The sequence below is a fragment of the Streptomyces albidoflavus genome, from assembly GCF_000719955.1.
In the GTDB taxonomy this organism is placed as follows: domain Bacteria; phylum Actinomycetota; class Actinomycetes; order Streptomycetales; family Streptomycetaceae; genus Streptomyces; species Streptomyces albidoflavus.
Genome location: NZ_JOII01000024.1, coordinates 1 through 24,849 on the forward strand (window position 1 = coordinate 1; position 24,849 = coordinate 24,849).

At 73.9% G+C, this 24,849-nt stretch carries 17 protein-coding genes and 1 tRNA gene; 9 read left to right on the forward strand and 9 right to left on the reverse strand.

All coding sequences use genetic code 11. From position 1 onward, the window contains the following. Positions 1-458: 458 nt before the first annotated feature. The 4 genes from IF45_RS0122130 to IF45_RS0122145 all read right to left on the reverse strand — a co-directional run bounded on the left by IF45_RS0122130 (position 459) and on the right by IF45_RS0122145 (position 5,077). Positions 459-1,619, reverse strand: coding sequence for an acyl-CoA dehydrogenase family protein (locus tag IF45_RS0122130; protein WP_030309107.1), 1,161 nt, complete (start codon positions 1,617-1,619; stop codon positions 459-461). A gap of 86 nt (positions 1,620-1,705) precedes the next feature. Beyond that, positions 1,706-3,226, reverse strand: a complete 1,521-nt coding sequence (locus tag IF45_RS0122135) for a 3-hydroxyacyl-CoA dehydrogenase NAD-binding domain-containing protein (RefSeq protein WP_030309109.1) — start codon at positions 3,224-3,226, stop codon at positions 1,706-1,708. Positions 3,227-3,285: 59 nt separating this feature from the next. After that, a complete protein-coding gene (locus IF45_RS0122140) occupies positions 3,286-4,098 on the reverse strand; it encodes a CoA-transferase subunit beta (RefSeq protein ID WP_030309110.1) in 813 nt (270 codons plus the stop codon). A gap of 67 nt (positions 4,099-4,165) precedes the next feature. Further along, on the reverse strand, positions 4,166-5,077 hold the full coding sequence (locus IF45_RS0122145; RefSeq protein WP_174905223.1) for a CoA transferase subunit A: 912 nt from the start codon (positions 5,075-5,077) through the stop codon (positions 4,166-4,168). Positions 5,078-5,286: 209 nt separating this feature from the next. On the opposite strand from IF45_RS0122145, the gene IF45_RS0122150 reads away from it, so the two are divergent. From IF45_RS0122150 to IF45_RS0122165, 4 genes are all read left to right on the forward strand, one after another. Further along, the gene (locus tag IF45_RS0122150) at positions 5,287-6,192 is read left to right on the forward strand and encodes a LysR family transcriptional regulator (protein WP_003952131.1); all 906 of its coding nucleotides are present in this window, start codon (positions 5,287-5,289) and stop codon (positions 6,190-6,192) included. Between the two features lie 137 nt (positions 6,193-6,329). Continuing rightward, positions 6,330-7,568 (forward strand): acetyl-CoA C-acetyltransferase, encoded by a 1,239-nt coding sequence (locus tag IF45_RS0122155; protein ID WP_030309111.1) that lies wholly within the window; start codon positions 6,330-6,332, stop codon positions 7,566-7,568. 206 nt (positions 7,569-7,774) lie between these two features. Beyond that, entirely contained in the window at positions 7,775-9,109 is a 1,335-nt protein-coding gene (locus tag IF45_RS0122160) for an MFS transporter (RefSeq protein WP_008409303.1), read from the forward strand. A gap of 40 nt (positions 9,110-9,149) precedes the next feature. Beyond that, a complete protein-coding gene (locus IF45_RS0122165) occupies positions 9,150-9,608 on the forward strand; it encodes a MaoC family dehydratase (RefSeq protein WP_003952134.1) in 459 nt (152 codons plus the stop codon). Positions 9,609-9,704: 96 nt separating this feature from the next. Here IF45_RS0122165 and IF45_RS0122170 read toward each other — a convergent pair whose 3' ends face one another. Together IF45_RS0122170 and IF45_RS0122175 are read right to left on the reverse strand one after the other, a co-directional pair. After that, complete coding sequence (locus IF45_RS0122170; protein WP_018893364.1) at positions 9,705-11,789, reverse strand: MDR family MFS transporter; 2,085 nt, start codon at positions 11,787-11,789, stop codon at positions 9,705-9,707. 70 nt (positions 11,790-11,859) lie between these two features. Continuing rightward, positions 11,860-12,405, reverse strand: a complete 546-nt coding sequence (locus IF45_RS0122175) for a DUF309 domain-containing protein (protein WP_030309112.1) — start codon at positions 12,403-12,405, stop codon at positions 11,860-11,862. 166 nt (positions 12,406-12,571) lie between these two features. Here IF45_RS0122175 and IF45_RS0122180 point away from each other — a divergent pair, with 166 nt between their 5' ends. The 4 genes from IF45_RS0122180 (at position 12,572) to IF45_RS0122195 (ending at position 19,227) form a co-directional block, all read left to right on the forward strand. Then, on the forward strand, positions 12,572-15,199 hold the full coding sequence (locus IF45_RS0122180; RefSeq protein WP_030309113.1) for an AAA family ATPase: 2,628 nt from the start codon (positions 12,572-12,574) through the stop codon (positions 15,197-15,199). Between the two features lie 85 nt (positions 15,200-15,284). Continuing rightward, positions 15,285-15,358: transfer RNA gene (locus IF45_RS0122185), tRNA-Pro, on the forward strand. A gap of 333 nt (positions 15,359-15,691) precedes the next feature. Continuing rightward, positions 15,692-16,582 carry a S1 family peptidase gene (locus IF45_RS0122190; protein WP_030309115.1) on the forward strand — a complete coding sequence of 297 codons (891 nt, stop codon included), beginning with the start codon at positions 15,692-15,694 and terminating at the stop codon, positions 16,580-16,582. Between the two features lie 173 nt (positions 16,583-16,755). Further along, entirely contained in the window at positions 16,756-19,227 is a 2,472-nt protein-coding gene (locus IF45_RS0122195; protein WP_030309116.1) for an SCO7613 C-terminal domain-containing membrane protein, read from the forward strand. A gap of 67 nt (positions 19,228-19,294) precedes the next feature. Here IF45_RS0122195 and IF45_RS0122200 read toward each other — a convergent pair whose 3' ends face one another. The 3 genes from IF45_RS0122200 to IF45_RS0122210 form a co-directional block, all read right to left on the reverse strand. Beyond that, complete coding sequence (locus IF45_RS0122200; protein ID WP_003952140.1) at positions 19,295-20,179, reverse strand: lysozyme; 885 nt, start codon at positions 20,177-20,179, stop codon at positions 19,295-19,297. Positions 20,180-20,480: 301 nt separating this feature from the next. Next, on the reverse strand, positions 20,481-22,769 hold the full coding sequence (locus tag IF45_RS0122205; RefSeq protein ID WP_030309119.1) for an FdhF/YdeP family oxidoreductase: 2,289 nt from the start codon (positions 22,767-22,769) through the stop codon (positions 20,481-20,483). 37 nt (positions 22,770-22,806) lie between these two features. Further along, the gene (locus IF45_RS0122210; protein WP_003952142.1) at positions 22,807-23,325 is read right to left on the reverse strand and encodes an SRPBCC family protein; all 519 of its coding nucleotides are present in this window, start codon (positions 23,323-23,325) and stop codon (positions 22,807-22,809) included. A 649-nt stretch (positions 23,326-23,974) separates the two neighbouring features. On the opposite strand from IF45_RS0122210, the gene IF45_RS0122215 reads away from it, so the two are divergent. After that, positions 23,975-24,820, forward strand: a complete 846-nt coding sequence (locus IF45_RS0122215) for a sterol desaturase family protein (protein WP_018468865.1) — start codon at positions 23,975-23,977, stop codon at positions 24,818-24,820. The last annotated feature ends 29 nt before the right edge of the window (positions 24,821-24,849 follow it).

Below are 24,849 nucleotides of genomic sequence, written 5' to 3' on the forward strand. Positions count from 1 at the left end.
GGCGGGCACCGAGGTGGGGGAGGGGGAGATCAGGGCGGCGCGGGGCGGCGCCCCGGCGGGGGGAGCGGTGGTCACAGCGGTACTCCGGGGAGAGGCGGGGAGGCCGGACGGCACGGGCGGTCGGACACCCTGGGGGAGTGGGTGCGCGGGGGCGTCAGCTGCGACAGAGCGCGTCGTCCACGCTCCACGGCGTGGCCGCGAAGAGGGCGAGCGCCAGACGGCGTGCGGGTCCGAACATGTGCGCCACTGTAAGGACGGTGCGGCCGATCAGAGGAATGCGTCTCGCATCGCGAGAAGAAAAGTGAGACGGGGTGGCGGGGGAGGACGCGAAACTCCAGGTGGCGAAGGGTGGCCGCGCCGCGTCAGGAGGCCCCGGGACCGCCCAAGCCCACGACGCGGCCGGGCGCCCGCACCCCCTGTCCAGGATGCGGACGCCCGGCCGGACGGAGCCGTGCGGCTCAGTTCATCGCGTCCACGCCGGTCAGGGCGCGGCCGATGATCAGCTTCTGGACCTGGCTGGTGCCCTCGTAGAGGGTGAGGACGCGGGCGTCGCGGAGGTACTTGCCGACCGGGTACTCGTCGATGTAGCCGTAGCCGCCGAAGACCTGGAGGCAGTTGTTGCTGACGCGGACGGCGGCCTCGCTCGCGTGGTACTTGGCGACCGAGGCGTCCGTCGCGTACTCCTTCGGGCTCGCCCCTGCGTCCGCCATGCGGGCCACCTGGTGGGTGAGCAGCCGGGCCGTGCGCACGTCGACCTCGGAGTCGGCCAGCAACTCCTGGACCAGCTGGAACGAGGCGATCGGCTTGCCGAACTGGGTGCGCTCCTTCGCGTACCGGACGGCGGCGTCGACGGCGCCCTGGGCGAGGCCGACGGCGCCGGCCGCGACCGAGATGCGGCCGCGCGAGAGGGTGCCCAGCGCGATGCCCAGGCCCCGGCCCTCCTCGCCGAGCCGCGCCGTGTCGGGGACGCGGACGCCCTCCAGGGTCAGCTCGGCGGTGGCCTGGCCGCGCAGGCCCAGCTTGCCGTGGATCTCGGTGGCGGTGAAACCGGGGGAGTCGGTGGGGACCAGGAAGGCCGTCAGGCCCTTCTCGCCGGTCCGGGCGAAGACCAGCGCCACATCGGCGACCGTGCCGTTGGTGATGAAGATCTTGGCGCCGTCGATGACCCAGTCACCGCCGTCGCGCCGTGCCCGGGTCGACACCGAGCCGGCGTCCGACCCGGTCCCCGGCTCGGTCAGCGCGAAGCAGCCCAGCGCCTCACCGGCCGCCAGCCGCGGCAGCCACTCCGCCTTCTGCTCGTCGGTGCCGTGCGTGGCGATCGTCTTCGACACCAGCCCGAGCGAGACGGAGACGATCCCGCGCACCGAGGAGTCACCGCGCCCCAGCTCCTCGGTGACCAGCGCGTACGAGAGCATGTCGGCCTCGACGCCGCCGTACTCCTCGGGCAGCATCAGCCCGAGGATGCCCAGCTCGCCCAGGCGCTTGACGATGCCCGGGTCGACGCGCTCGGCCCGGTCCCAGTCGCGCACGTACGGCACGATCTCGTTGTCGACGAACTCCGCGGCCAGGGACCGGAAGTCACGCTGGGTCTCGGTGAGGCCGAAATCCCTTGTCAGCACGGTGTGTTCTCCTTCAGCGCGCCGGCACGCCTGGCGTGCCGGTCGGACGGGTGGATGCGGGTGCGGGGCGGGCGTCGCCCGGCCACTCAGACGTACGCCGCCTCGGGGCCGGTGCCCGGATCGGTGAGGGCCATGCCCAGCCGGGCGCGTTCGGCGAGCCAGCGGGTCGGCCGGTGGCGCGGGTCGCCCGTCGCGGCGAGCAGCGCCGACTGGAGCTCCAGCAGGCGGTCCGCGCCGACCAGGTCGCCCCAGGCGAGCGGCCCGTGCGGGTAGCCGAGCCCGGCGGTGACGGCGGTGTCGATGTCGACGGGCCGGGCCAGTCCGCGTTCGGCGACCGAGGCGGCGACCGAGACGATCGAGGAGAGCAGCCGCTGCGCCACCGAACCCGCCGTGTCGCGCACCGCCGTGACGGTGTGCCCGCCCGCCGCCAGCACCGCCCGGGCGTCCCGGGCCGCCACCGGGTCGGCGGCCGGGGTCACCGACAGCACCCGGCGCGGCCGGCCCACCGAGAGCGGGTCGACGCCGAAGCTCCGCCCGCGCGGCAGGCCCAGCTCGGCCACGGCCCGCGCGACACTGTCGCCCCAGACGGGGACCAGCACCAGCGCGTCCGGCGCGTCCTGCCCCTCGGGCAGCAGCGCGGCCCCGTCCGCGGCGAGCGCCTCGCGCAGCGCCCGGGCGTGCGGCCCGGTTCCGGCGACGCGCACCGCGCGCCGGGCGTCACCGGTGACCGGCGGCTCCGGGGCGGGCTCCGGCGCGTCGGGACCGTACCGGTAGAAGCCCTCGCCGGTCTTGCGGCCGTGCAGTCCGGCGGCGACCCGGTTGGGGGTGAGGAAGGACGGGCGGAGCCGCTCGGAGTACCGGAACCCCTCCCAGATCGTGTCGATCACCTTCGAGGTGACGTCGAGACCGGTGAGGTCCATCAGCTCGAACGGGCCCATCCGCAGGCCCAGCACGTCCCGCGCGATCCGGTCCACCGCCTCCACCGGCGCGGCCCGCTCCTCCAGCAGCGCCAGCGCCTCGGTGACCAGGCCCCGGCCCGCGTGGTTGATGAGGAAGCCCGGCGTGTCGGCGACGGTGACGGCGGCGTGGCCGCTCGCCCGGACCGTCTTCGCCAGCTCCTCGGCGAGCCCCGGCCGGGTGCGGGCACCGGGGATCACCTCGGCCACCTTCATCAGCGGCACCGGGTTGAAGAAGTGCAGCCCGATCAGCCGCTCCGGCTCGCGGAGCCCGGCGGCGATCCGGGTGACCGGCAGCGAGGAGGTGTTGGTGGCGAGGACGGCGGTGGCCGGCAGCACCTCCTCCAGGCGGCGGAACAGCTCCGTCTTGACGGCCAGGTCCTCCAGGACCGCCTCGATCACCAGCTCCACACCGTCCCCGGGCGCGTCCGGCGCGTCCAGGGGGACGAGCCGCCGGGCCGCGTCGTCCGCCTCGGCCCGGCCGAGCCGGCCCTTCCCGGCCGCCCGGTCGAGCATCTGCCGGACGAAGGCGACGGCCTCGTCCACCGACTCCCGGCGGGCGTCGCCCAGCTCCACGGTGTGCCCGGCGGTCACCGCCCACTGGGCGATGCCCCGGCCCATGACTCCGGCGCCGACGACTCTGATGCGCATGACGGGGTGCTCCTCGGTAGGGGGTGACGGTGAGGGGAAGGGTGAGAGGGGGCGCCCGCTCAGCGGAGGTAGACCCGGCCCGGGTCGACGTCCTCGCGCAGCAGCCGCAGTTCGGCGGCGGAGGGCGGCTCGATCACCGCGACCTCGTCGGCGACGGCCAGCTCCCAGCCGGTCGCCTCCCGCACCTGGTCGACGGTGACCCCGGGGTGGACGGCGGTCAGCCGCAGCTCCTCGCCGGCCCCGGCCCGCTCCAGGAGCCCGAGGTCCGTGACGACCCGCGTGACCCCCGAGCCCAGCGGCCGGATGCCGTCGGCCAGCGCCCGGTCCGGCCCCGGCGAGGTGCAGAAGTCCAGCTCGGCGGTGAAGGAGCGCGGCGTGTGACGGCGCATCACCACGAAGATCTCCCGCGCGTTGGCCATCACCTCCATCGCCCCGCCCGCCCCCGGCAGCCGTACCTGGGGGCGCTCCCACTCGCCGATCACCGAGGAGTTGAGGTTGCCCCAGCGGTCGATCTGGGCGGCGCCGAGGAACCCGACGTCGATGTGGCCGCCCTGGAGGACCGCGCCGAAGAGCGTCGCCATCGGCAGCACCGCCTCCGCGCCGGTGATGAGCACCGCGTCGGCGATGGTCTCGGGCAGCTGGGCGGGGTGCGCCCCGCAGACCCCGGACTCGTAGACGATCTCCAGGCCGGGGGCGACCGTCAGGTGGGCCAGGGAGGCGGCCAGGGTCGGCAGGCCGATCCCGGCGAAGACGGTGCGGCGCCCGGCCAGCGCGCGGGAGGCGACGACGGCGAGCAGTTCGGAGGAGGTCGCGCCGGCCGCCGGGGCGTCGGCGGCACCGGGGGCGGCGGCGGGCGGGGGAGCGGTGGTCATCGGCGGGACTCCTTCGGCGGCGCGGGGGAGGGCGGGGCGGGGGCGGCGACGGTCGCGGGCACGGCGCTCACAGCCGCCGCCCGTAGTCGACCTGCCCGCTCAGCGCCTCGCCCACGGCGAGGTGGTCGCGGAAGTGATCGGCGAGCTTGGCGGCGTACTCGGCGTGGTCGCGGGTGCCGTACACCCACTCGTCCAGCCAGGCGCGCAGCCGCTCGGCATCCTTGCTGATGTGGGACCAGGAGCGGTAGAAGGCGTTGTCCCGGTCGTAGTAGCCCTGGGCGAAGGAGGGGTGGGCGCCGCGCGGGCAGTGCACCACCGCGTCCACCGCGTGGGCCGGCACCACGGTGCGGTTGGGGTCGGCGCGGATCACCTCGTCGTCGACGATCTCCTCGACCACCACCACGGCGCGCTTCGCCGCGTACACCGCCTCCGCCTGGACGCCGGTCAGCCCCCAGATCTGGGTGTTGCCGAGCCGGTCGGCGCGCTGGGCGTGGATGAAGGTGACGTCCGGGTTGACCGGCGGGACCACGTAGATCTGCTCGGGCTCGCCGTCCGGGCCCGGGTAGGGGGAGGTGACCTTGCGCAGCGCCGGGTTGACGCCGGGCAGGTCGCTGCCGGCGTAGGAGCGCAGCGGGAGGAAGGGGAGGCGCTGGGCGCCGGCCTGGTAGCGGCAGACCATGCCGTGGTGGCTGTACTCCTCGAACTCCAGCGGCTCGGGGTCGGCCCGCTCGATCCGGCGGCGCAGCTCACCGAGGGAACCGGCGGAGGAGTTGCCGACGAACGAGGAGACGAGGCGCTTGACGCAGCCGCCCGCCAGCATCTGGTCGACCACGATGTCGGCGGTCATCCGCACCACCGTCAGGTCGCGGCGGCGCTGCCGGATGATCTCGTGCCCGGCGGCCGTCGGGATGAGGTGGGTGAAGCCCTCCAGGCAGACCGTGTCCCCGTCGTGCACGAACGCCGCCACGGCGTCCCTCATCGACAGGGTCTTGTCCGGCGGGGCCACGGATCGTTCCACGGCAGGCAGCTCCTCGGCGCGTACGAATCGGAAACGGCGCGCGACCGGGGCGTCCTCGACGTCCCGCACGGCGGCCGGGTCTCACGGTGCCAGCGACTATTGATTGCCGTCCAATACCGAATTAAGGTCACATCAAGACGCCCAGCTGAACAATCCCCCCGAGGAACACCGTGGAACTGCGCTATCTCACCGCCTTCGTGGCCGTCGCCGAGGAGCTGCACTTCGGACGCGCCGCCAAGCGGCTCCAGATGGCACAGCCCCCGCTGAGCCAGCAGATCCGCCAGCTGGAGAAGGAGCTGGGTGCCCAGCTCTTCGAGCGCAACACCCGCTCGGTCCGGCTCACCAGCGCCGGCGAGTCCTTCCTCGGCCCGGTCCGCACCGTCCTGGACGACCTCGACCTCGCCGTCCGCGCCGTCAAGGCCGCCGGGCGCGGCGAGTACGGCCGGGTCACCGTCGGCTTCGCCGGGGCCTCCAGCCACGAGGCGCTGCCGCTGCTCACCGGCGCCGTCCGCGCCGCCCACCCCGGCATCGAGCTGATCCTCACCGGCCAGACCTACGCCGACACCGCGCTCGCCCGCGTCGCCGAGGGCAGCCTCGACCTCGGCTTCGTCCGCCTGCCCGCCTCCCGCCCGGGGGTGCGCACCCGGGTCATCGGCGAGGAGGAGCTGATCTGCGCCCTGCCCGGCGACCACCCGCTGGCCGCCCGCGAGCGCATCGCCCTGACCGACCTCGCCGACCAGCCGTTCGTCAGCTTCCCGGCCAACGCGGGCTCCAGCCTCCGCGACGCCATGGTCCGCGCCTGCGAGAGCGCCGGGTTCACCCCGCGCGTCGTCCAGGAGGCCCCCGACTCCCACACCATCCTCGCCCTGGTCGCCGCCGGGGTCGGGGTCACCCTCACCCTCACCTCGGTCCAGCACGTCCAGTCCACCGGCCTCGTCTACCGCCCCCTGGACGCCGAGCCGGTCCGCCTCCACGCGGCGCTGGCCTGGCGCGCCGACAATCCCTCGGCCGCCCTGCGCAGCGTCCTCGCCGTGGCCGAACAGGCGCTGCCCACGCCGCCCGGCGCCGCCGATTGAGACGTACGCCGTCTCAGTCAGCGAGTAACTGAGTATTGGAAGTCGTGGGCCCGCCAGTGCGAGGGTCGACGCGGGCCGCCCCCGCCCCGAACGGGGGCGGCCCGCCCACCCGTACGCACCCTCAGGAGGCACCGCCCATGTCCGCAGCCCCGACCCCCGCCGCGTCCCCCGACGACATCGTCGTCTGCTCGCCGCTGCGCACCCCCATCGGCCGGTTCGGCGGGGCGCTGGCCGGGCAGCGCCCCGCCGTGCTCGCCGCGCACGTCATCTCCGCCGTCGTCGAGCGGAGCGGGGTCGACCCCGAACGGATAGACGAGGTGATCCTCGGTCACGCCTACCCGACCAGCGACGCCCCGGCCATCGGCCGCGTCGCCGCCCTCGACGCGGGGCTGCCCGACCGGGTGACGGGCGTGCAGATCGACCGGCGCTGCGGCTCCGGGCTCCAGGCCGTCATCGACGCCGCGCTCCAGATCGGCGGCGGCTTCAGCGAGGTCGTGATCGCCGGCGGCGTCGACGTGATGAGCGCCGCCCCCTACTACACCCACGAGGGCCGCTGGGGCATCCGCGGCCCCGGCCTCCAGCTCCACGACTCGCTGGCACGCGGCCGTACCGAGGCGGGCGGCGTTCACCACCCGATACCCGGCGGCATGATCGAGACCGCCGAGAACCTGCGCCGCGCCTACGAGGTGAGCCGCGAGGACCAGGACGCGCTGGCCCTCAGCTCCCAGCGCCGTGCCGCCGACGCCCTGGCCGCCGGCCGGTTCGCCGACGAGACGGTGCCCGTACCGGTCCGCACCCGCAAGGGCGAGACCCTCGTCGACACCGACGAGCACCCCCGCCCCGACACCACCGCCGGACAGCTCGCCGCGCTCAAGCCCATCCTGCGCGCCACCGACCCGGAGGCGACCGTCACCGCCGGCAACGCCAGCGGCCAGAACGACGCCGCCGCGGCCTGCCTGGTCACCAGCCGGGCCACCGCCGAACGGCTCGGCCTGACCCCCCTCGTCCACCTCGTCTCCTTCGCCCGCACCGGGGTGCCCGCCGAGACGATGGGGCTCGGCCCGGTCGCCGCCACCGCCACCGCCCTGGAGAAGGCCGGGCTGACCCTCGCCGACCTCGACCTGATCGAGCTGAACGAGGCGTTCGCCGCCCAGACCCTCGCCTGCACCCGCCTGATGGGGCTCACCGCCGACGACCACGAGCGGATCAACGTCAACGGCTCCGGCATCTCGCTCGGCCACCCCGTCGGCGCCACCGGCGCCCGCATCCTCGCCACCCTCGCCCACGAGCTGCGCCGCCGCGAGGCCCGCTGGGGCCTGGAGACCATGTGCATCGGCGGCGGCCAGGGCCTCGCCGCGGTCTTCGCCCGCGCCTGACCTTCCCCTCCCGGTGATACCGGGACCGTCTCACTGCATCAGCTATTTGGTATTGGACCGCTCTCGGTGCCGCCTGGCACCGTAGCGGCCATCACACCGGAGGCCACCGGGGCGGGACGCCCCCGAAACTCCGCGTACCGAGGCCACCCCCAAGGCCCGCCCCCACCCCACCCTTCCGCTGATCAACGCTGCCCATGGGAGCCGTCATGAGCACCACCGCCGACCAGGCGCGGAGCAAAACCGCCCGCCGAGCGGGAATCGGAGCCTTCATCGGCTCCACCATCGAGTGGTTCGACTTCTACATCTACGGAACCGCCGCCGCCCTCGTCTTCGACAAGGTGTTCTTCCCCGAACTCGAAGGCGCCCTCGGCACCCTCGTCGCCTTCGCCACCTTCTGGGTCGGCTTCCTTGCCCGCCCGCTCGGCGGCATCATCTTCGGCCACTTCGGCGACAAGCTCGGCCGCAAGACCACTCTGGTCATCACCCTGCTCCTGATGGGCATCTCGACCACCGCGATCGGCCTGCTGCCCAGCTACGAGAGCATCGGCATCGCCGCCCCGATCCTGCTGGTCTGCATCCGCATGATCCAGGGCATCGGCCTCGGCGGCGAGTGGGGCGGCTCCGTCCTCATCGCCTCCGAGCACGCCCCCAAGGGCAAGTCGATCCTCTACGGCGCCTTCGCCCAGCAGGGCTCCCCGGTCGGCAACACCCTCTCCACCCTCAGCTTCCTCGCCATCAGCCAGCTCCCCGACGATGCCTTCGTCGCCTGGGGCTGGCGGGTGCCCTTCCTCGCCTCGGCGCTGCTGGTCGTCGTCGGCCTCTTCGTCCGGCTCAAGGTCACCGAGTCGCCCGCGATGGCCCGCGTCATCGAGAAGCGCGAGACCGCCAAGGTGCCGCTCTCCGAGGTGCTGCGCAGCCACCCCATGCTGATCGTCCTCGGCATCGGCGCCTGCACCATCGGCCTCTCCGCCACCTACTTCAAGTCGACCTTCGCGCTCTCCTGGGCCACCACCGAGCTGAGCTTCGACCGCAGCTCCTTCCTGACGATCATCCTGGTCGCCAACATCACCCAGATCATCGCCCAGCCCTTCGGCGCGGTCCTCGCCACCCGGATGCGCAGCTGGTCCCGGGCGGTCACCTTCATGCTCGTGCCCGAACTGGTCCTGATGCCGCTGATGTTCCTCCTCATCGGCACCGAGAACTACGGCCTGGCCATGCTCGGCGTCGCCGTCGCCACCATCCCGCACTGCCTCTACTACGCCGCCCTCGCCGGCATGCTCGCCAGCCGCTTCCCCGCCCACCTGCGGTACACCGGCATCTCGCTCTGCTACCAGCTCTGCGGCACCCTGCTCGGCGGCACCACCCCGATCATCGGCCAGTTCCTCCTCAACCAGACCGGCTCCATCACGGCCGTCATCGCCTACGCCGTCTTCCAGGTCGCCCTGACCCTCGGCTGCATGCTCCTGCTCCTCAAGCGCCGCAACTACGAGGAGGAGGACGAGGCGCCCCGCGCCGCCGCCCCCGCCGTCGCCACGGCCTGACCCGGCCCCGCCCCACCCCGCTCGCAGAAAGGCGGCCCCCGTGCCCCGCACCGCCCACGGCATCGAGGAGATCACCGCCCTCGCCGGCCAGGACCTCGGCCACTCCCGCTGGTGGGAGGTGAGCCAGGAGACCATCGACACCTTCGCCGCGGTCTCCGGCGACCACCAGTGGATCCACACCGACACCGCCCGCGCCGCCGAAGGCCCCTACGGGCGCACCATCGCCCACGGCTACCTGGTGCTGAGCTGGGGCATCCCGATGTTCGCCGAACTGCTCCAGGTCACCGGCGTCGGCATGGCCCTCAACTACGGCGTCAACAAGGTCCGCTTCCCGGCCCCCATCCCCGTCGGCAGCCGCGTCCGCCTCCACGCCCGGGTGGCCTCGGTCGAACCCGTCAAACGCGGCGGCGTCCAGATGACCCGTGCCTTCACCTTCGCACGCGAAGGCACCGACAAGCCGGTCTGCGTGGCGGAGTCGCTGACGCACTTCTACCCGTGACAGATCTCCCCGTGACAGCCTGACCGGCCCCGACGCGACGGCCTCCGCCCCTCACCGGGCGGAGGCCGTCTCCGTACGGAAGACGGACACCCGGCGTCACAGCACCGCCTTGGCCGAAGTCGACCCCACCGGCCCCCGCTGCTCCGTCAGCCCCAGTGCCAGGTCCTCCGCCAGCAGCCGCTTGGCGATGGCGTCCACCGCGCGGCGCAGCTCCCGGTCGGCGGGGACGCCCCGGTCCTCGTCCAGGCGGGAGCGGAGCCAGCGGGCCCAGGCCTCGGTGATGACCCGTGCCTCCCGGGCCCCGGCGGGGGTGTGGTCGAGGAGGGTGCCGTGGCGGGTCAGGTAGCCCTCGTCCACCATCCGGTCGAAGACCGGGACCAGGACCTCCGGGGGCATCTGGCGGCGGGCGGCGATCAGGCCGAGCCCGGCGTGGCCCACGAGCCGGGTGAACAGCTCCACTTGCATCACCGCCCAGGCTCCGGCCGCGTCCAGCCGGGTGTCCGAATCGGCCACGATCCGGCGCGCCGTACGGGAGTCCGCCGACCGCAGGACGCCTGCCACCTCCCACTCCAGCAGCCGTTCCGAGTCGCCCGTGCCCGGGGTCGCGAACCCCTCGCCCATGTCGGTCGAGCCGTGCCGCGCGCTGTCCCGCAGCCGGACCTCCTTCAGGAAGAGCGCCACCACGAACCCGAGCAGCGCCACCGGCACCGTCCACAGGAACACCGTGTGCAGCGTCTCCGCGTACGCCTCCACCACCGGCCCCCGTGCCGTCCCGGGCAGCCCGTGCACCCCCTGCGGACTCCGCGCCGCCTGTGCCAGGGCCGCCGGGTCCACCCCGCCGGCGGCGGCCGCCGACCGGACGCCCTCGTCGAGGTTGGGGCCGAGCGCCGAGGCGTAGATGGTGCCGAAGACCGCCGTGCCGAAGGCGCTGCCCAGGGTGCGGAAGAAGGTGACGCCGGAGGTGGCGGTGCCCAGGTCCGCGTAGTCCACGGTGTTCTGGACGACGATCGTCAGCACCTGCATCGACAGGCCGATCCCGGCGCCGAGCACCACCATGTACAGCGATTCCAGCCAGTCGCTGGTGTCCGCGTCCATCCGGGACAGGAGGAACAGCCCGAGCGCCATCACCAGTGACCCCACGACGGGGAAGATCCGGTACCGCCCGGTCCGCCCCACCACGGTGCCGCTCAGCACCGACGCCGCCAGCAGCGCCACCACCATGGGCAGCGTCCGCACCCCGGAGAAGGTCGCCGAGTCCCCGTCGACGTACTGGAGATAGGTCGGCAGGAAGGTCAGGGCGCCCAGCATCGCGAAACCCACGATGAAGCTGAGCACCGCGCAGACGCTGAAGACCGGGTTGCGGAAGAGCCGCATCGGCAGCATCGGCTCCCGGGCCCTGGTCTCCACCAGGCAGAAGAACGCCAGCGCCACCAGGCCGCCTGCGAACAGTCCGATGATCACCGGCGAGCCCCAGGCGTACTCGTTGCCGCCCCAGGCCGTCGCCAGGATCAGGGCGCTCGCGCCCACCGCGACCAGCGCGATCCCCAGATAGTCGATCTTCGGTTTGTGCGCCGCGCGCACCGCCGGGATGGTCCGGGCGGCGGCGATCACCACGACGATGGCGATCGGGACGTTGACGTAGAACGCCCACCGCCAGGTCAGATGGTCGGTGAAGAGCCCGCCGAGCAGCGGGCCGACCACCGTGGACACACCGAAGACCGCGCCCATCGCACCCTGGTACTTGCCGCGCTCCCGCAGCGGGATGACGTCGGCGATCAGCGCCATCGCCGTCACCATCAGCCCGCCCGCGCCGACGCCCTGCACCGCCCGCCAGGTGATCAGCAGCAGCATGTCGGTGGCGAGGCCGCACAGGAACGAGCCGGTGATGAAGACGACCGCCGAGATCTGGAAGACCACCTTGCGGCCGAACAGGTCGCCGAACTTGCCGACCAGGACCGTCGCCACCGTCTCGGCCAGCAGGTACGAGGTGACCACCCACGACATGTGGGAGGCCCCGCCCAGCTCCGCGACGATCGTCGGCAGCGCCGTCCCCACGATCGTCTGGTCCAGCGCCGCCAGCAGCACCCCCAGCGTGACCGTGACGAAGACGATGTTGCGCCGCCGCCGGTCCAGTACCGGCGGAGCGGCGGCCTGCGGCACGGTCTCATCGGTGAGCGTCACATCCGCCAGCCTCACACCGCCCCACCACCGACGCACCCGGACCCGGTCCGCACCGGTGACGCCGGCCCGCTCAGTGCCGGGCGCGCAACTCGGGCGCCTGTGCCGCCGCGTCCGTCACCTGCCCCTCGGCGTCCACCCGGTCCGCCAGCGCCCGCGCCCACGCCACCACCCCGCCGGTGTCCAGCCCGCCCGGCGCCGGCGGCATGGCCGAGGCCGCCCACCGCTCCACCTCGTCGGCACCGCGCCGCAGCAGCCGGGCCCCGCCGGTGGTGTTCCCCCGTGCCGCGTGGGTGAGCCCCACCGCCGTCTGCGCCAGCCCGCGCCACAGGGCGCGCTGCTCTGCGGGACCCGACTTCCACGCGTCCTCGAACACCTCGTGCGCGTGGAAGGGCCGGCCCGCCCGCAACAGCTCCTGCGCCTCGTCCACCGACGCCCCCGCCGTCCGGACCACCCCCTCCGGCGCCCTCGGCACCCCCGGCGCGCCGTACGGCAGGGGCCGGCCCAGGCCGTCCCGGGGGCGGGCGTTGCGCGCCTTGCCCTCGGCGTCCCGGTCCCGTCCCCGGTCCGGCCGCGCCACCGCGCCGGACTCCGCGCTCCTGTCATCCCTGGGTTCCATGACTCCATCCTGCCCGCCACCCCCGAGCAGGGGCGCGCCACCGCGCACGCTCCTCGCGCCCGAGTGCGCCGGGCGTCCGGAACCGGCCGAAGTGTGTCGTCCGTACCACCGTGGCCACTAGGCTCGTCGGAGTAATCGCCCCCCGTACGAGCCCCCTTGGACAGGCATGACGACCACGCCGCCCCCGTGGCCCGGTGATCCGCTGCCCGAACGCGAGCTGGAACTCGCGGCGGCGGACCGCGCGGTCGACGCCCTGTGCCGCACCCGCCCCGAAGGCGGCCTGCTCGTCTACAGCGGCGCGGCCGGCATCGGCAAGACCTCCGTCCTCGCCCGCGTCCGCGCCCGGGCCGCCGAACGCTGCACCGTCCGCACCACCCGCGCCGACCCCGGCACCACCGCCGTCCCCTTCCACACCGCCCGCGCCCTGTTCGCCCCCGACCTCGCCGACACCGACGGCCTCGCCGCCCTGCTCGGCCCGCACCGCGCCCTGGCCGGCCCCGCCCTCGGCCTCACCACGCCGGGCGACGAACCCGCCGACCCGCAGGGCGTCCAGGACGCGCTGGTCGCACTGACCGCCCGCGCCGCCCGCCGCCACCGCGCCCGCCCGCTCGTCCTCGTCCTGGACGACGCCCACTGGGCCGACGGCGAGTCGCTCGGCTGGCTCGCCGCCCTCGGTCCGCGCCTGGCCCGCCTCCCGCTCCTCCTGGTCGTCGCCCACCGGCCCACCGAGCACGCCGCCGAGGAGAGCCGCCCGCACCTCGACGCGCTGGGCACCGCCGCCCGCCTGCGCGTCACCCTGCGCGCCCTCAGCCCCGAGGCCGCCGCCGGCCTCACCCGCCGCGCCCTGGGCACCGGCGCCGACGCCGCCCTCGGACGCGCGCTGTGGGACGCCACCGGCGGCAGCCCCTACGAACTGGCCGAACTCCTCGCCCGCCTGCGCGAGCACCCCCTCGACCCCGGAGCCGACCAGGCCAGCGCCGTCCGGGAACTCGCCGCCACCGTCCGCGGCCACCGGCTCGCCGACCGCCTCGGCGGCCTCGGCCCCGACGCCGCCCGCCTCGCCTGGGCCGCCGCCGTCCTCGGCGCGGGCATCCCGCTGCGGCTCGCCGCCAGCCTCGCCGGACTCTCCCCCGGCCGGCAGGCCACCGCCACCGGGGAACTGCGCGCCGCCCGCGTGCTGAACCCCGGCGACACCATCGACTTCACCCACCCGCTGGTCGCCGGAGCCGTCTACGACGCGGTGCCCCGCTCCCTGCGCACCACCTTCCACGGCCGCGCCGCCTGGCTGCTGACCGCCGAGGGACACAGCCCGGCCGCCGCCGCCCGCCACCTCCTGGAGGTCCACCCCGACCAGGACCCGGCCCTGGTCGAGCAGTTACGCCGGGCGGCCCGCGAACACCTCGCCGTCGGCGCGCCCGACGCCGCCCGCCGCTGCCTCGAACGCGCCCTGCGCGAACCGCCCGAACACCACCTGCGCGCCCACGTCCACCACGAACTGGGCTGCGCCGCCCTGCTCACCTCACCCGCCGACACCGTCCGCCACCTGCGCACCGCCCTCGAACTCCCCGGCCTCGACGACACCTTGCGCGCCGACGCCACCTTCCGCCTGGCCCAGGCACTCGCCCACAACCAGCAGATGCGCGAAGCCTCCCTCAGCGTCGCCTTCGCCGCCGCCACCACCGAACCGGGCCCCGAACGCCTCCGCCTCCAGGCCGCCCACTTCATGTACGACGCGTTCCGCGCCACCGAGGACGACGGCCCCGGCCGCTCCCGCCGCCTGGCCCAGCTCGCCGACCCGCTGGCCGGCGAGACCAACGCCGAACGCGCCCTGCTCACCCTGCGCGCCTTCGACGGCATGCTGCGGGGCGAGAACCACACCGTCGTCGCCGAGTTCTGCGAACGGGCCCTCACCGACGGCCACCCGGCGCCGGGCCTCGGCTGGACCGACACCGCGTGGGGCTTCGAGTACCCGTGCCTCGCCGGGATCACCTACGCCTGGATCGACGAACTCGACCGCGCCGAGGAGCTCTTCGGCGAGGCGGTGCGCGCGTACGAGATCTCCGGCTGGAGCGGCGGCCACCTCGCCTTCGCCCACATGCTGACCGGTGCCGTCCTGCGCCGGCGCGGGCGTCTGGCCGAGGCCGAGACCCGGCTGCGGGAGTCCCTGCGGCTCGCCGACCGGATAGGCACCGGGCTCCCCGTCCACTGGGACGCCGTCTGCCTCCTCGTCGACACCCTCCTCGCCCGGGGCCGTACCGCCGACGCCCAGCGCCTCGCGGAGGCCCGCGGCTTCGGCCCGCCCTACCCGGACGCGATGATCCTGCCCGACGCCCCCAGCGTCCACGGCCGGCTGCTGCTCGCGCTGGGCCGCACCGACGAGGCCGTCGCCGCACTGGAGGCCGCCTCCGCAGTGGCCGAACGAGGCCGCCACAACCCGGTCTGGGCCCCCTGGCGCCGCGACCTGGCCGGCGCCCTCGCCACGCGCGACCCGGAGCGGGCCCGCGCCCTCACCCGCCGCCTGCGCGTGGACGCCGAACGCTTCGGCACGCCGACCGCGCTCGGCATGGCCCTGGGGTGCGAGGCCGCCCTCGCCCCGGCCGGCGCCGCCCCGGCGCTGCACGCCCGCGCCGTCGCCCACCTCGAGGAGTCCCCGGCCCGGGACGAACTGGCCCACGCCCGCGTCGCCCTGGGCCTGGCCACCGGCGACCGCGACCAGCTCCACCGCGGCCTGCTCCTGGCCCGTACCTGCGGCGCCGACGCCCTCGCGGAACAGGCCCGCTCGGCCCTCGCCTGAGCCCCCGCCCCACGGGTGCGGACCACCCCCGGACGTGGGGTAAAGTTCTTCTCGCGCGGTCGGCGAAACACCGCAGAACGCGCATCGGGACGTGGCGCAGCTTGGTAGCGCACTTGACTGGGGGTCAAGGGGTCGCAGGTTCAAATCCTGTCGTCCCGACTCGTGAGAGTCGTGCATCAGGGCCGGTTCGGAGCAATCCGAACCGGCCCTGATCGTTTTCGTGGCCCGGTCCTCGTCACCTCGCCGCTCGTTTTCCGTCATTCCCCGTTCTCCCGGCCGTTCTCCGATCCACCGGTTTGGTGGTGTCTGGATCTCGCTGGGGAGCTGCTTATCGGCCAGGGCCGTACCGGGGGGCTTGTGTGGGCCCCCCGGGCTGTACAGCATTGAACAAAGTTGTCAGGGACGCGTCGGCTGGATCGCGCCGCTCCTGACGGCACGTCATGGGCGTCCACCCAACGCCCCGAGTTCCCCCCACGATCTGGAGGACTTGCAGTGCGACTCTCTCTCCCCCACAGCCTGTCGAGACGAGCACGACTCATCACCGGGGCCACCGCCCTGGCCGCTTCCGCGGCGCTGGTCGTTCCCGCCGCCACCGCGACCGCCGCCCCGGCCCCGAAGACGTTCAGCGCCACCCAGCTGAGCCAGACCGCCGACTCCGTGCGGACCGCGGACGTCGCCGGCACCGCCTGGTACGTCGACGCCGAGTCGGGCAAGGTCGTCGTCACGGTCGACAGCACGGTCAGCAAGGCCGAGATCGCCGAGATCAAGGACGAGGCCGGCGCCAACGCCGCGGCTCTCGAGGTCAAGCACACCACCGGCAAGTTCTCCAAGCTCATCGCGGGCGGCGAGGCCATCACGACCGGCGGCGCCCGGTGCTCCCTCGGCTTCAACGTGCAGGACAGCGCGGGCACCAAGTTCGCGCTGACCGCCGGCCACTGCACCAACATCGGCAGCTCGTGGTCGATCGGCACCACCACCGGCTCCAGCTTCCCGGGCAACGACTACGGCATCATCCGGCACTCCAACCCGAGCGCCGCCGACGGCCGTGTCTACCTCTACAACGGCAGCTACCAGGAGATCACCGGCGCCGGCAACGCCTCGGTCGGCCAGTCCGTCCAGCGCAGCGGCAGCACCACCGGCCTGCACGGCGGCTCGGTCACCGGCCTCAACGCCACCGTCAACTACGGTGCCGACGGCATCGTCTCCGGTCTGATCCAGACCAACGTCTGCGCCGAGCCCGGCGACAGCGGCGGCGCGCTCTTCGCCGGCAGCACCGCGCTCGGCCTCACCTCGGGCGGCAGCGGCAACTGCTCCTCCGGCGGCACCACGTTCTTCCAGCCCGTCACCGAGGCGCTCAGCGCCTACGGTGTCAGCATCATCTGAGTCCCGCACCGCACAGGGTCCCTCTCCTCCGGGCCTGAACACTGCCCCCGCCGGTCCGCCGGCGGGGGCAGTGCGCGTCGTGCGGCGACGTCGCGCCGGGTGGGTTACTCAGCTCCCGAAGTGAGTACGGGAACGCATGTCCGGGCCGCCCCGCGCTCGGCACACTCCGGTGCATGACACCTCTGCCGTCGTCCCCCGCCGAGGAGCTGGCGCTCCTCGAACGTGAGCTGATCTGGCTGGACACCCGCCGGGTGCAGCTGCTGCGCCGCCGCTCCTGGCTGAAGGCCGCGCTGCGCGCGCAGTCGGCGGGAGGGTGGCAGCCGCCGCACGGCGGGCAGCCGCCGCACGGCGCCCCCGGTGGCTGGGCGCACGCTCCGGCGGCGCACCCCGCCCCGGCGGTCCCGGCGGGCTCCGCCACCGGCGGTCCCGGCGCGCAGCACGTGCTGCTGATCCTCGGCGGACTGCTGCTCGCCGTCGCGGCCATCGCGTTCACCCTGTTCAGCTGGGGTGAGCTGGGGATCGCCGGGCGGTCCGTCGTGCTGGCCGGGGTGACGGCGGGAGCGCTGGGGGCGCCCGTGCTGCTGCTGCGCCGGGGGCTCGGCGCGACGGCGGAGTCGGTGGGCGCGGTGGCGCTGCTGCTGACGGTGCTCGACGCGTACGCGCTCCACGCGGCGGTGCTGCCCGAGGCGGACGGCGCGGGGTACGCGGCCTTCGCCTCCGGGGTGCTCGCGGCGGGGTGGGCGGCGTACGGCGTCGGGGTGGGGCGGCTGCGGCTGCCGTTGCCCGCCGCCGTGGTCGCGGGGCAGTTCCCGCTGGTACTGGGGGCCTGGGCGACCGGGGGCTCCGCGCTGGTGATCGGCTGGGCGCTGCTGGTGACGGCTGCCGGGAGTGTCGTGGTGGCGGCGCGCGTGCCGGTGCTCGCGGTGCGGGCCACCGCCTGGTCGGGGGCCGGGGTCACCTGGGCGGGCGGGCTGCTGATCGGCCTCGGGGAGTCGGTGTCGGCGAGCGGTCCCCTCGACGCGGCGGCGCCGGGGGTGCTGCTGCTCGGTGCCGCGGCGGTGGCCCTGAGGGCCGTGTGGCGGGCTCCGCAGGAGATGGCGGTGACCGGGGGAGTGGTGGCCGGGCTGGCGGCCGTGGCCGGAGTCGGCGGGGTGCTGCGTACCGAGGTGCCGTGGAGCTGGGCGGTCGTGGTGTATCTGGTGTGCGGGGCGGCGCTGGCGCCGGTGGCGCGGATCGCCGTGGTGCCGCGACCGGTGCGCGGCGGGGTGCTGGGCGCGGCGGCGGGGGTGACGGGGGTCGCGGTGCTGGCGGTGCTCCCCTCGGCGGCGGCGACGCTGCTCGGGCCGGCGGCCGTGCTGACCGGGCTGTGGGCCGGGGCGCCGGACGGGACGCGGGAGCTGGCCGCCGGGGCCGGGGCGTGGCCGGACGCCCTGTCCGTACCGGTGGTGCTGTTGGTGGCGGCCGTGCTCCTCGGGGCGGTGTATGCCTCCCTGGTCCACGAGGGCCGGGAGCCGGCGGGGTGGACGGGGGCGGCCGGGGCCGGGGCGGTCGGTCTGGTCTCGGCGGCCGTGCCGGTGCTGCTGGTGTCGGCGGACGTGGCGTACGCGGCGGCCCTGGTGGTGGACCTGCTGCTGGTGGCGGGGCTGCTGGCGGCGGCTGTCGCGGTGCGCCGGGTGCCGGCGGCGGCCGATGGGACCGCGCTGTGGTGCGCGGTGGCCGTGGCGGCCCACGCGGGGCTGCTCGCGCTGGCCGTCGAACCGGCCACGTACGCGGTCTTCGGTCTTCTCCTGGTGCTCTTCGCGGCCTCGGCGGCCCGCTCGGAGGAGGCCGTGGCCCGCTCGCTCGCCCTGGTGCTCTCGGTGGTGTGCGCGCTGGTGGTGGCGTCGGCGGCGGGGGCCTCGCTGGAGCTGGGTGCCCCGCGCACCGCCGTGCTGGTCCTCGCGGTCCCGGCGGCCGTGGTGGTGCTGGGGCTGTGGGTGCGGACGCCCGCCGTGGTGGTGCCGCTGGAGGCCGGGGCCGGGTTCGCCGCGCTGGTCGCGCTCGGGCTGGCGGTGACCGACGGGGCGTACCTCTCCCTGGTGCTGGCGCTCTGCGGGGTGCTGGCGGCCGCCACCGCGGTCCGTCCGGAGCGCAGGCCCGGTGCCGGGTACCTGGCGGCGGGGCTCTTCGCGACGGCGACCTGGGTCCGGCTCGTCTCCGCCGGTGTCACGCACCCGGAGGCGTACACCCTGCCGGTCTCGGTGATCGCCTGCGCCGTCGGACTCCTGCGCCGGCGCACGGACCCGGAGGCGTCCTCGTGGACGGCGTACGGTCCGGGGCTGGGCGTGACCCTGGGGCCGAGTCTGCTGGCGCTCTGGTCCGACCCGCACTGGCAGCGTCCGCTGCTGCTGGGCGCGGCGGCGCTGGCGGTCACGGTGACCGGGGCGGTGCGCCGGCTCCAGGCCCCGCTCCTGCTGGGCGGCGGCACGCTGGCCCTGGTCGCCCTGCACGAACTGGCGCCGCACGTCGCGCAGGTCTTCGACGCCCTGCCGCGCTGGTCGGTCCCGGCCCTCGCCGGGCTGCTGCTCCTGGCGCTCGGTGCCACCTACGAGCAGCGGCTGCGCGACGCGCGCCGGCTGCGCGAGCACCTCGGGCGGATGCGGTAGCCGCGCCGGGCGCGGGGGAGGGCCGGGGGCAGGGCGTGCGTGCCGTGCCCCCGGCCCTCCGGCCGTCTCACGCCGTGTTGTTGGCCAGGGCCAGCAGACGGGCGGCGGAGCCGTTGAACTTGTTGCGGTCGACGTCCCCGCTGACGCCGCCGACCCGGCCGGTCGCCGAGTACTGCCAGAACGTCCAGGTCGGGAAGCCGCTCGGCACCGTCGGGGCGCTCACGCCCCAGTGGGCCACCCAGAACGGGGACTTGGCCGCCATGCCGTTCCAGCTGCCGGTGCAGGTGTTCCACCAGCTCGCCGTGGTGTAGATGACGACGTCGCGGGTGGTGCGCGCCTTGTACCGGGCGTGGAAGTCGTTGATCCAGGTGCGCATCTGCGTGGTGGAGAGCCCGTAGCACATGGCGCCGGAGGGGTTGTGCTCGATGTCCAGGACGCCCGGCAGGGTCCGGTTGTCGCGGGACCAGCCGCCGCCGTTGCTGGCGAAGTAGTCGGCCTGCGCCGTGCCGCTGGAGGCGTTCGGGCGGGCGAAGTGGTAGGCGCCCCGGATGATCCCCGCGTTGTACGCGTTGGTGTAGTTCGCGCTGAACCGGTCGTCCTTGTAGTTGGTGCCCTCGGTCGCCTTGATGTAGGCGAAGGACATCCCGGCCGACTTCACCGAGCTCCAGTTGATGGAGCCCTGCCAGTGCGACACGTCGATCCCCTGGACACCGCTGGTGTCGGCCGGGCCGATGGTGCGCTCGTCGGGGCCGGCGCCGAGCCCCTGCTCGATGCGGGTGCCGACACCCATGTACGCCTCGCCGGGCCCGACGTCCTTGCCGGGCGGGGGCGCGAGGGGCGCGGCGGCGGCGGTGGGCGCCAGGGTGAGCGCCAGGGAGGCGCTGACGAGACCGCCGAGGAGGACGACCGCGGGTCTGCGGCCGCGGCGTGCGAGAGAGCTGTACGCGGGCATGACTGCCTCCAGGCACGAGTGGGGGATGTAGCCGTGGAACGCGCGAATGACCGGTGCTTGCCCCGGCGAAGGGGCCCGGAAAGGCCGGTCGCCATGAGCACGACACAAGTAATGCACGCGCGTAGACCCCCGTAAAGACCCATCTGTCGGCTCCGCCGGTCTAGAGCAATGGCGGCGCGTCTGACCTGCCGGTCCGCACCCCGGGACGGCGAAAGTTTCCGCCGTGGAGGCCCTGGGGCCCCACGGAGCAGGCCCCCGTGACGTGGTGTCACAGGGGCCTGCGGAGGCGGGCGCGGAAGGGTCAGCCGGTGGGCTCCAGCCGGACCAGGATGCCCTTGGAGGTGGGCTGGTTGCTGATGTCCGCCACACTGTCCAGCGGCACCAGGACCTGCGTCTCCGGGTAGTACGCGGCGGCCGAGCCGCGCGAGGCCGGGTAGGGCACCACCTGGAAGCCCTCGGCCCGGCGCTCGACGCCGCCGTCCCAGACGCTCACCAGGTCGACGCGGTCCCCCTCGGCGAGGCCGAGGGCGGTCAGGTCGGCCGGGTTGACCAGCACCACCTGGCGGCTGCCGTGGATGCCCCGGTAACGGTCGTTGAGCGTGTACGGGATGGTGTTCCACTGGTCGTGGGAGCGCAGCGTCTGCAGGAGCAGGTGGCCCTCGGGCACCTGGGGCATCTCCCAGGAGTTGCGGGTGAACATCGCCTTGCCGGTCGCGGTCGGGTAGACGCCCTCGTTGACCGGGTTGGGCAGCCTGATCCCGCCGGGCCGGGTCACCCGCCGGTTGAAGTCGTGCAGTCCGGGCACGACGCGGGAGATCCGGTCGCGGATCGCGCCGTAGTCGGCCTCGAACTCCTCCCAGGGCAGGTCCGGAGTGGTCCCGAGGGTGTGACGGGCGAGCCGGGAGAGGATGGCCACCTCGCTGAGCAGGAGCGGCGAGGCCGGCTTCAGCTTGCCGTGCGAGGTGTGCACCTCACTCATCGAGTTCTCGACGGTGACGAACTGCTCCCCACCCGCCTGGAGGTCCTTCTCGGTCCTGCCGAGGGTCGGCAGGATCAGCGCCGTCCCCCCGCAGACCGTGTGCGACCGGTTGAGTTTGGTCGAGACGTGCGCGGTCAGGTGGCAGCGTCGCATCGCCGCCTCGGTGAAGTCGCTGTCCGGGGCAGCCCGGACGAAGTTGCCCGCCACCCCCAGGAAGACCTTGACGCGGCCTTCGTGCATCGCCTTGACCGTGTTCACCGAGTCCAGGCCGTGCGGACGCGGCGGCTCGAATCCGAACTCGTCCCGCAGCGCGTCCAGGAAGTGGTCCGGCATCTGCTCCCAGATGCCCACGGTGCGGTCGCCCTGCACGTTGCTGTGGCCGCGCACCGGACACGCACCCGCCCCCGCCCGGCCGAGATTGCCGCGCAGCAGGAGGAAGTTGACGATCTCCCGAATGGTGGGCACAGCGTGCTTGTGCTGGGTGACGCCCATCGCCCAGCAGACGATGACCCGTTCGCTGCGCAGCACGTCGTCCCGGACCGCCTCGATCTCCGCGCGGGTCAGTCCGGTCGCGGCGAGCAGGTCGTCCCACCCGACCTGCCGGGCGTGCTCGGCGAACTCCTCGAAGCCACTGGTGTCGCTCTCGATGAACTCGCGGGCGAGCACCTCACCGGGCCGTGCGTCCTCGGCCTCCAGGAGAAGCCGGTTGAGCCCCTGGAAGAGGGCGAGGTCGCCACCAGGGCGGATGTGCAGGAACCGGTCGGCGATCTGGACTCCCTGGCCGACGATCCCGCGCGGCTTCTGCGGGTTCTTGAATCGCCTGAGCCCCGCCTCGGGCAGGGTGTTCACCGCGACGATGCGGGCCCCGTTCAGCTTCGCCTCCTCCAGCGCCGAGAGCTGGCGAGGGTGGTTGGTGCCCGGGTTCTGGCCCACTAGGAAGATCAGATCGGCGTGGTGCAGATCTTCCAGGCTGACCGTGCCCTTGCCGGTGCCCAGCGTCTCGTGGAGCGCGAAGCCGCTCGATTCGTGGCACATGTTGGAGCAGTCCGGCAGGTTGTTGGTCCCGAAGGCCCGCGCGAAGAGCTGGAGGACGAAGGCGGCCTCGTTGCTGACCCGGCCGGAGGTGTAGAACGCGGCCTCGTCCGGGGAGGCGAGCGCCTTCAGCTCTCCGGCGAGCAGTTGCAGGGCGTCGCGCCAGCTGATCGGCTCGTAGTGGTCGGAGCCGGGGCGCTTGACCATCGGCTCGGTGAGCCGGCCCTGCTGGTTGAGCCAGAGGTCGGAGCGGCGCGCCAGCTCGGAGACCGGGTGCTCGCGGAAGAACTCCCGGGTGATCCGGCGGGTGGTCGCCTCGTCGTTGATGTGCTTGGCGCCGTTCTCGCAGTACTCGTTGCGGTGCCGGTGGCCGGGGGCGGGGTCCGCCCACGCGCATCCGGGGCAGTCGATGCCGCCCACCTGGTTCATGGTCAGCAAATCGACCGCGGTCTCCCGGGGCGAGGTCTGCTCCAGGGAGTACTCCAGCGCGTGCACCACCGCCGGGACGCCGGCGGCCCAGGTCTTGGGCGGGGTGACGGTCAGGTCTTCCTTCGGCTCTTCGCGGGGCGGCTTCTTCACCGGTTCGCCTCTCGTCGTGTCTGGTGGCGCGCGGGGGTCAGCCCATGGGCCAGGTGGGCGTGGGGCTCTTGGCCTCCTCGGGCATGCCGGGCTGGACGTGCCCGCCGCGGATGGTGCCGCGCCAGCCCGCGGTGGCCTCGCCGAGCCCCTCGGCGAAATACTTGAAACGGGTCAGATCGCGACCAAGGACGCGTTCGGCGACGCCGGGTACGGCCCCGAGGGCGCCCGCCAGGTTCCGGCCTCCGAGTTCGACGAGCAGGCCGACCTCCGTACTGTCCTCGGCCAGAGCCCGGAACCGGACCTCACCGCGGGGGAGATCGCCGCGGCCGAGGGTCCGCCAGACGACGTGGGAATCGGGTGCCTGCTCCAGGATCTCCACCGTGAACTCCTGGCGCAGCGGCCCGGCGCCGACGACCCAGACGCTCACCGAGCACGTCTGCTGACGCACCCGCTTCACCCCGGACATGAAGCGGGGGAAGGTCTCGAACTGGGTCCACTGGTCGTACGCGGTACGCAGCGGTACCGACACCGCGACGGTGTTCTCGATCGTCTTCATCGCCTTCTCCTCCTGAGCCGCCCCGGTCAGTCTCACCGCAGGGCGGGGGCGCCGCCACGCGGCGGGGCGAAGGGGGGCGCCCGGGACCCGCCTGCCCGCGCTCACTCGGGCCACACGACGGAGCGACCAGGGCGAGGTCGCCGCCCGGCCGCGAGGGTGACCAGACAATCGTATTAAGTAACTCACATCGGCGACGGGGGTCGCATTCTTCCTCGGCCTCCTCTCCCGTCCGGTTCAATGTGCGTGAAGTGAATTAGGTCGGCTCCGGCCCGGGTGAACCACTCTTTGGTGGAGGGTTGAAGCCGCCGGAAAAGGAAAAGAATCACTCGGGCTCGCTCCGGGTGAAGAATCGGATGCGTTCCGGGCGAGGTCGGGTTCCTCGTCCGTCTCCCGAAAGCACAGCGTAGTGCTGGGTTCTTGTCGGTTTCCCCTGGTCTCTTCCTGAGGTGCCGCGACATTACTCGCGGCTTCCCCGATGTGCGCGGGCTCTTTTCGCGTGTCCGTTTACTGGCCCTTCCGTCGACGACTGCATTTCCTGGGGGTGTTCTGCATGTCCCATAGCGATCCGGATTCCGAAGGCATTGTCCCGGACGGATTCCTTTCCGAAGGAATTCCCGTTGTCGGATCACTGGCCGGGCGGGTCCGGGCGGTGCTGCGCGTCGCCGCGTACCCGCTGCTCCTGGCCGCGACCGTCGCGGTGGCCGGCGCCGCGCTGAGCCTGGAGTGGGACCCCGCGCGGGTGAGCCCGCTCTTCCTGGTGGGCGTTCTGCTCTACCTGACCCTGCTGGAACGGCTGATCCCGCACCAGCGCGACTGGCATCCCAGCACCGCCGAATGGCGCTGGTACGGCGTGTACTTCCTGCTGACCATGGTGGGCAGCGCGCTGGCCCAGCTGCTGGTGGCCACCGCCGTCGGCGTGGTGGCCCCGGCCGACCCGGCGCTCCCGCTGGGGGCCGAGATCCCGGCCGCCCTGCTGAGCGGTTCCCTCGCCGGCTACCTCGCGCACCGCCTCGGCCACACCAACCGGTGGCTGTGGCGGCTGCACGGGGTCCACCACGTCCCGCAGAAGGTCAACGTCGCCAACAACGGCGTCAACCACGTGGCGGACATCGTCGTCGCCCAGGGGGCCGTCCAGCTCACCCTGGCCCTCGTCGGCTTCTCGCAGGAGTCGGTCCTCGCGGCCGGCCTGTTCACCGCCGCCCAGGGCTACTTCGTCCACGCCAACATCGACGTCCGCATCGGCCGGCTCAACCACGTCCTGGCCAGCCCGGAACAGCACCGCCTGCACCACAGCACCGACCTGGCCGAGGCGGGCCACTACGGCTCCGACCTCTCCCTGTGGGACCACCTCTTCGGCAGCTTCACCTGGTACCCCGGCCGCGAGCCGGCCGCCGTCGGACTCCACGACCCCACGACGTTCCCCGCGACCGGCGAGATCCTCGCCAGTCTGCTCCATCCCCTCCACCGCGCGAAGCGGCGCCGGCCCCGCGCCTGACCCGCCCCCGCCGCCGTACCGCCGACCGT

Coding starts and splice junctions, on each gene's coding strand:
- IF45_RS0122135 (WP_030309109.1), bottom strand. CDS start 3,226: ATGCGCATCAGAGTCGTCGGCGCCGGAGTCATGGGCCGGGGCATCGCC.
- IF45_RS0122140 (WP_030309110.1), bottom strand. CDS start 4,098: ATGACCACCGCTCCCCCGCCCGCCGCCGCCCCCGGTGCCGCCGACGCC.
- IF45_RS0122145 (WP_174905223.1), bottom strand. CDS start 5,077: ATGAGGGACGCCGTGGCGGCGTTCGTGCACGACGGGGACACGGTCTGC.
- IF45_RS0122155 (WP_030309111.1), top strand. CDS start 6,330: ATGTCCGCAGCCCCGACCCCCGCCGCGTCCCCCGACGACATCGTCGTC.
- IF45_RS0122160 (WP_008409303.1), top strand. CDS start 7,775: ATGAGCACCACCGCCGACCAGGCGCGGAGCAAAACCGCCCGCCGAGCG.
- IF45_RS0122175 (WP_030309112.1), bottom strand. CDS start 12,405: ATGGAACCCAGGGATGACAGGAGCGCGGAGTCCGGCGCGGTGGCGCGG.
- IF45_RS0122180 (WP_030309113.1), top strand. CDS start 12,572: ATGACGACCACGCCGCCCCCGTGGCCCGGTGATCCGCTGCCCGAACGC.
- IF45_RS0122195 (WP_030309116.1), top strand. CDS start 16,756: ATGACACCTCTGCCGTCGTCCCCCGCCGAGGAGCTGGCGCTCCTCGAA.
- IF45_RS0122200 (WP_003952140.1), bottom strand. CDS start 20,179: ATGCCCGCGTACAGCTCTCTCGCACGCCGCGGCCGCAGACCCGCGGTC.
- IF45_RS0122210 (WP_003952142.1), bottom strand. CDS start 23,325: ATGAAGACGATCGAGAACACCGTCGCGGTGTCGGTACCGCTGCGTACC.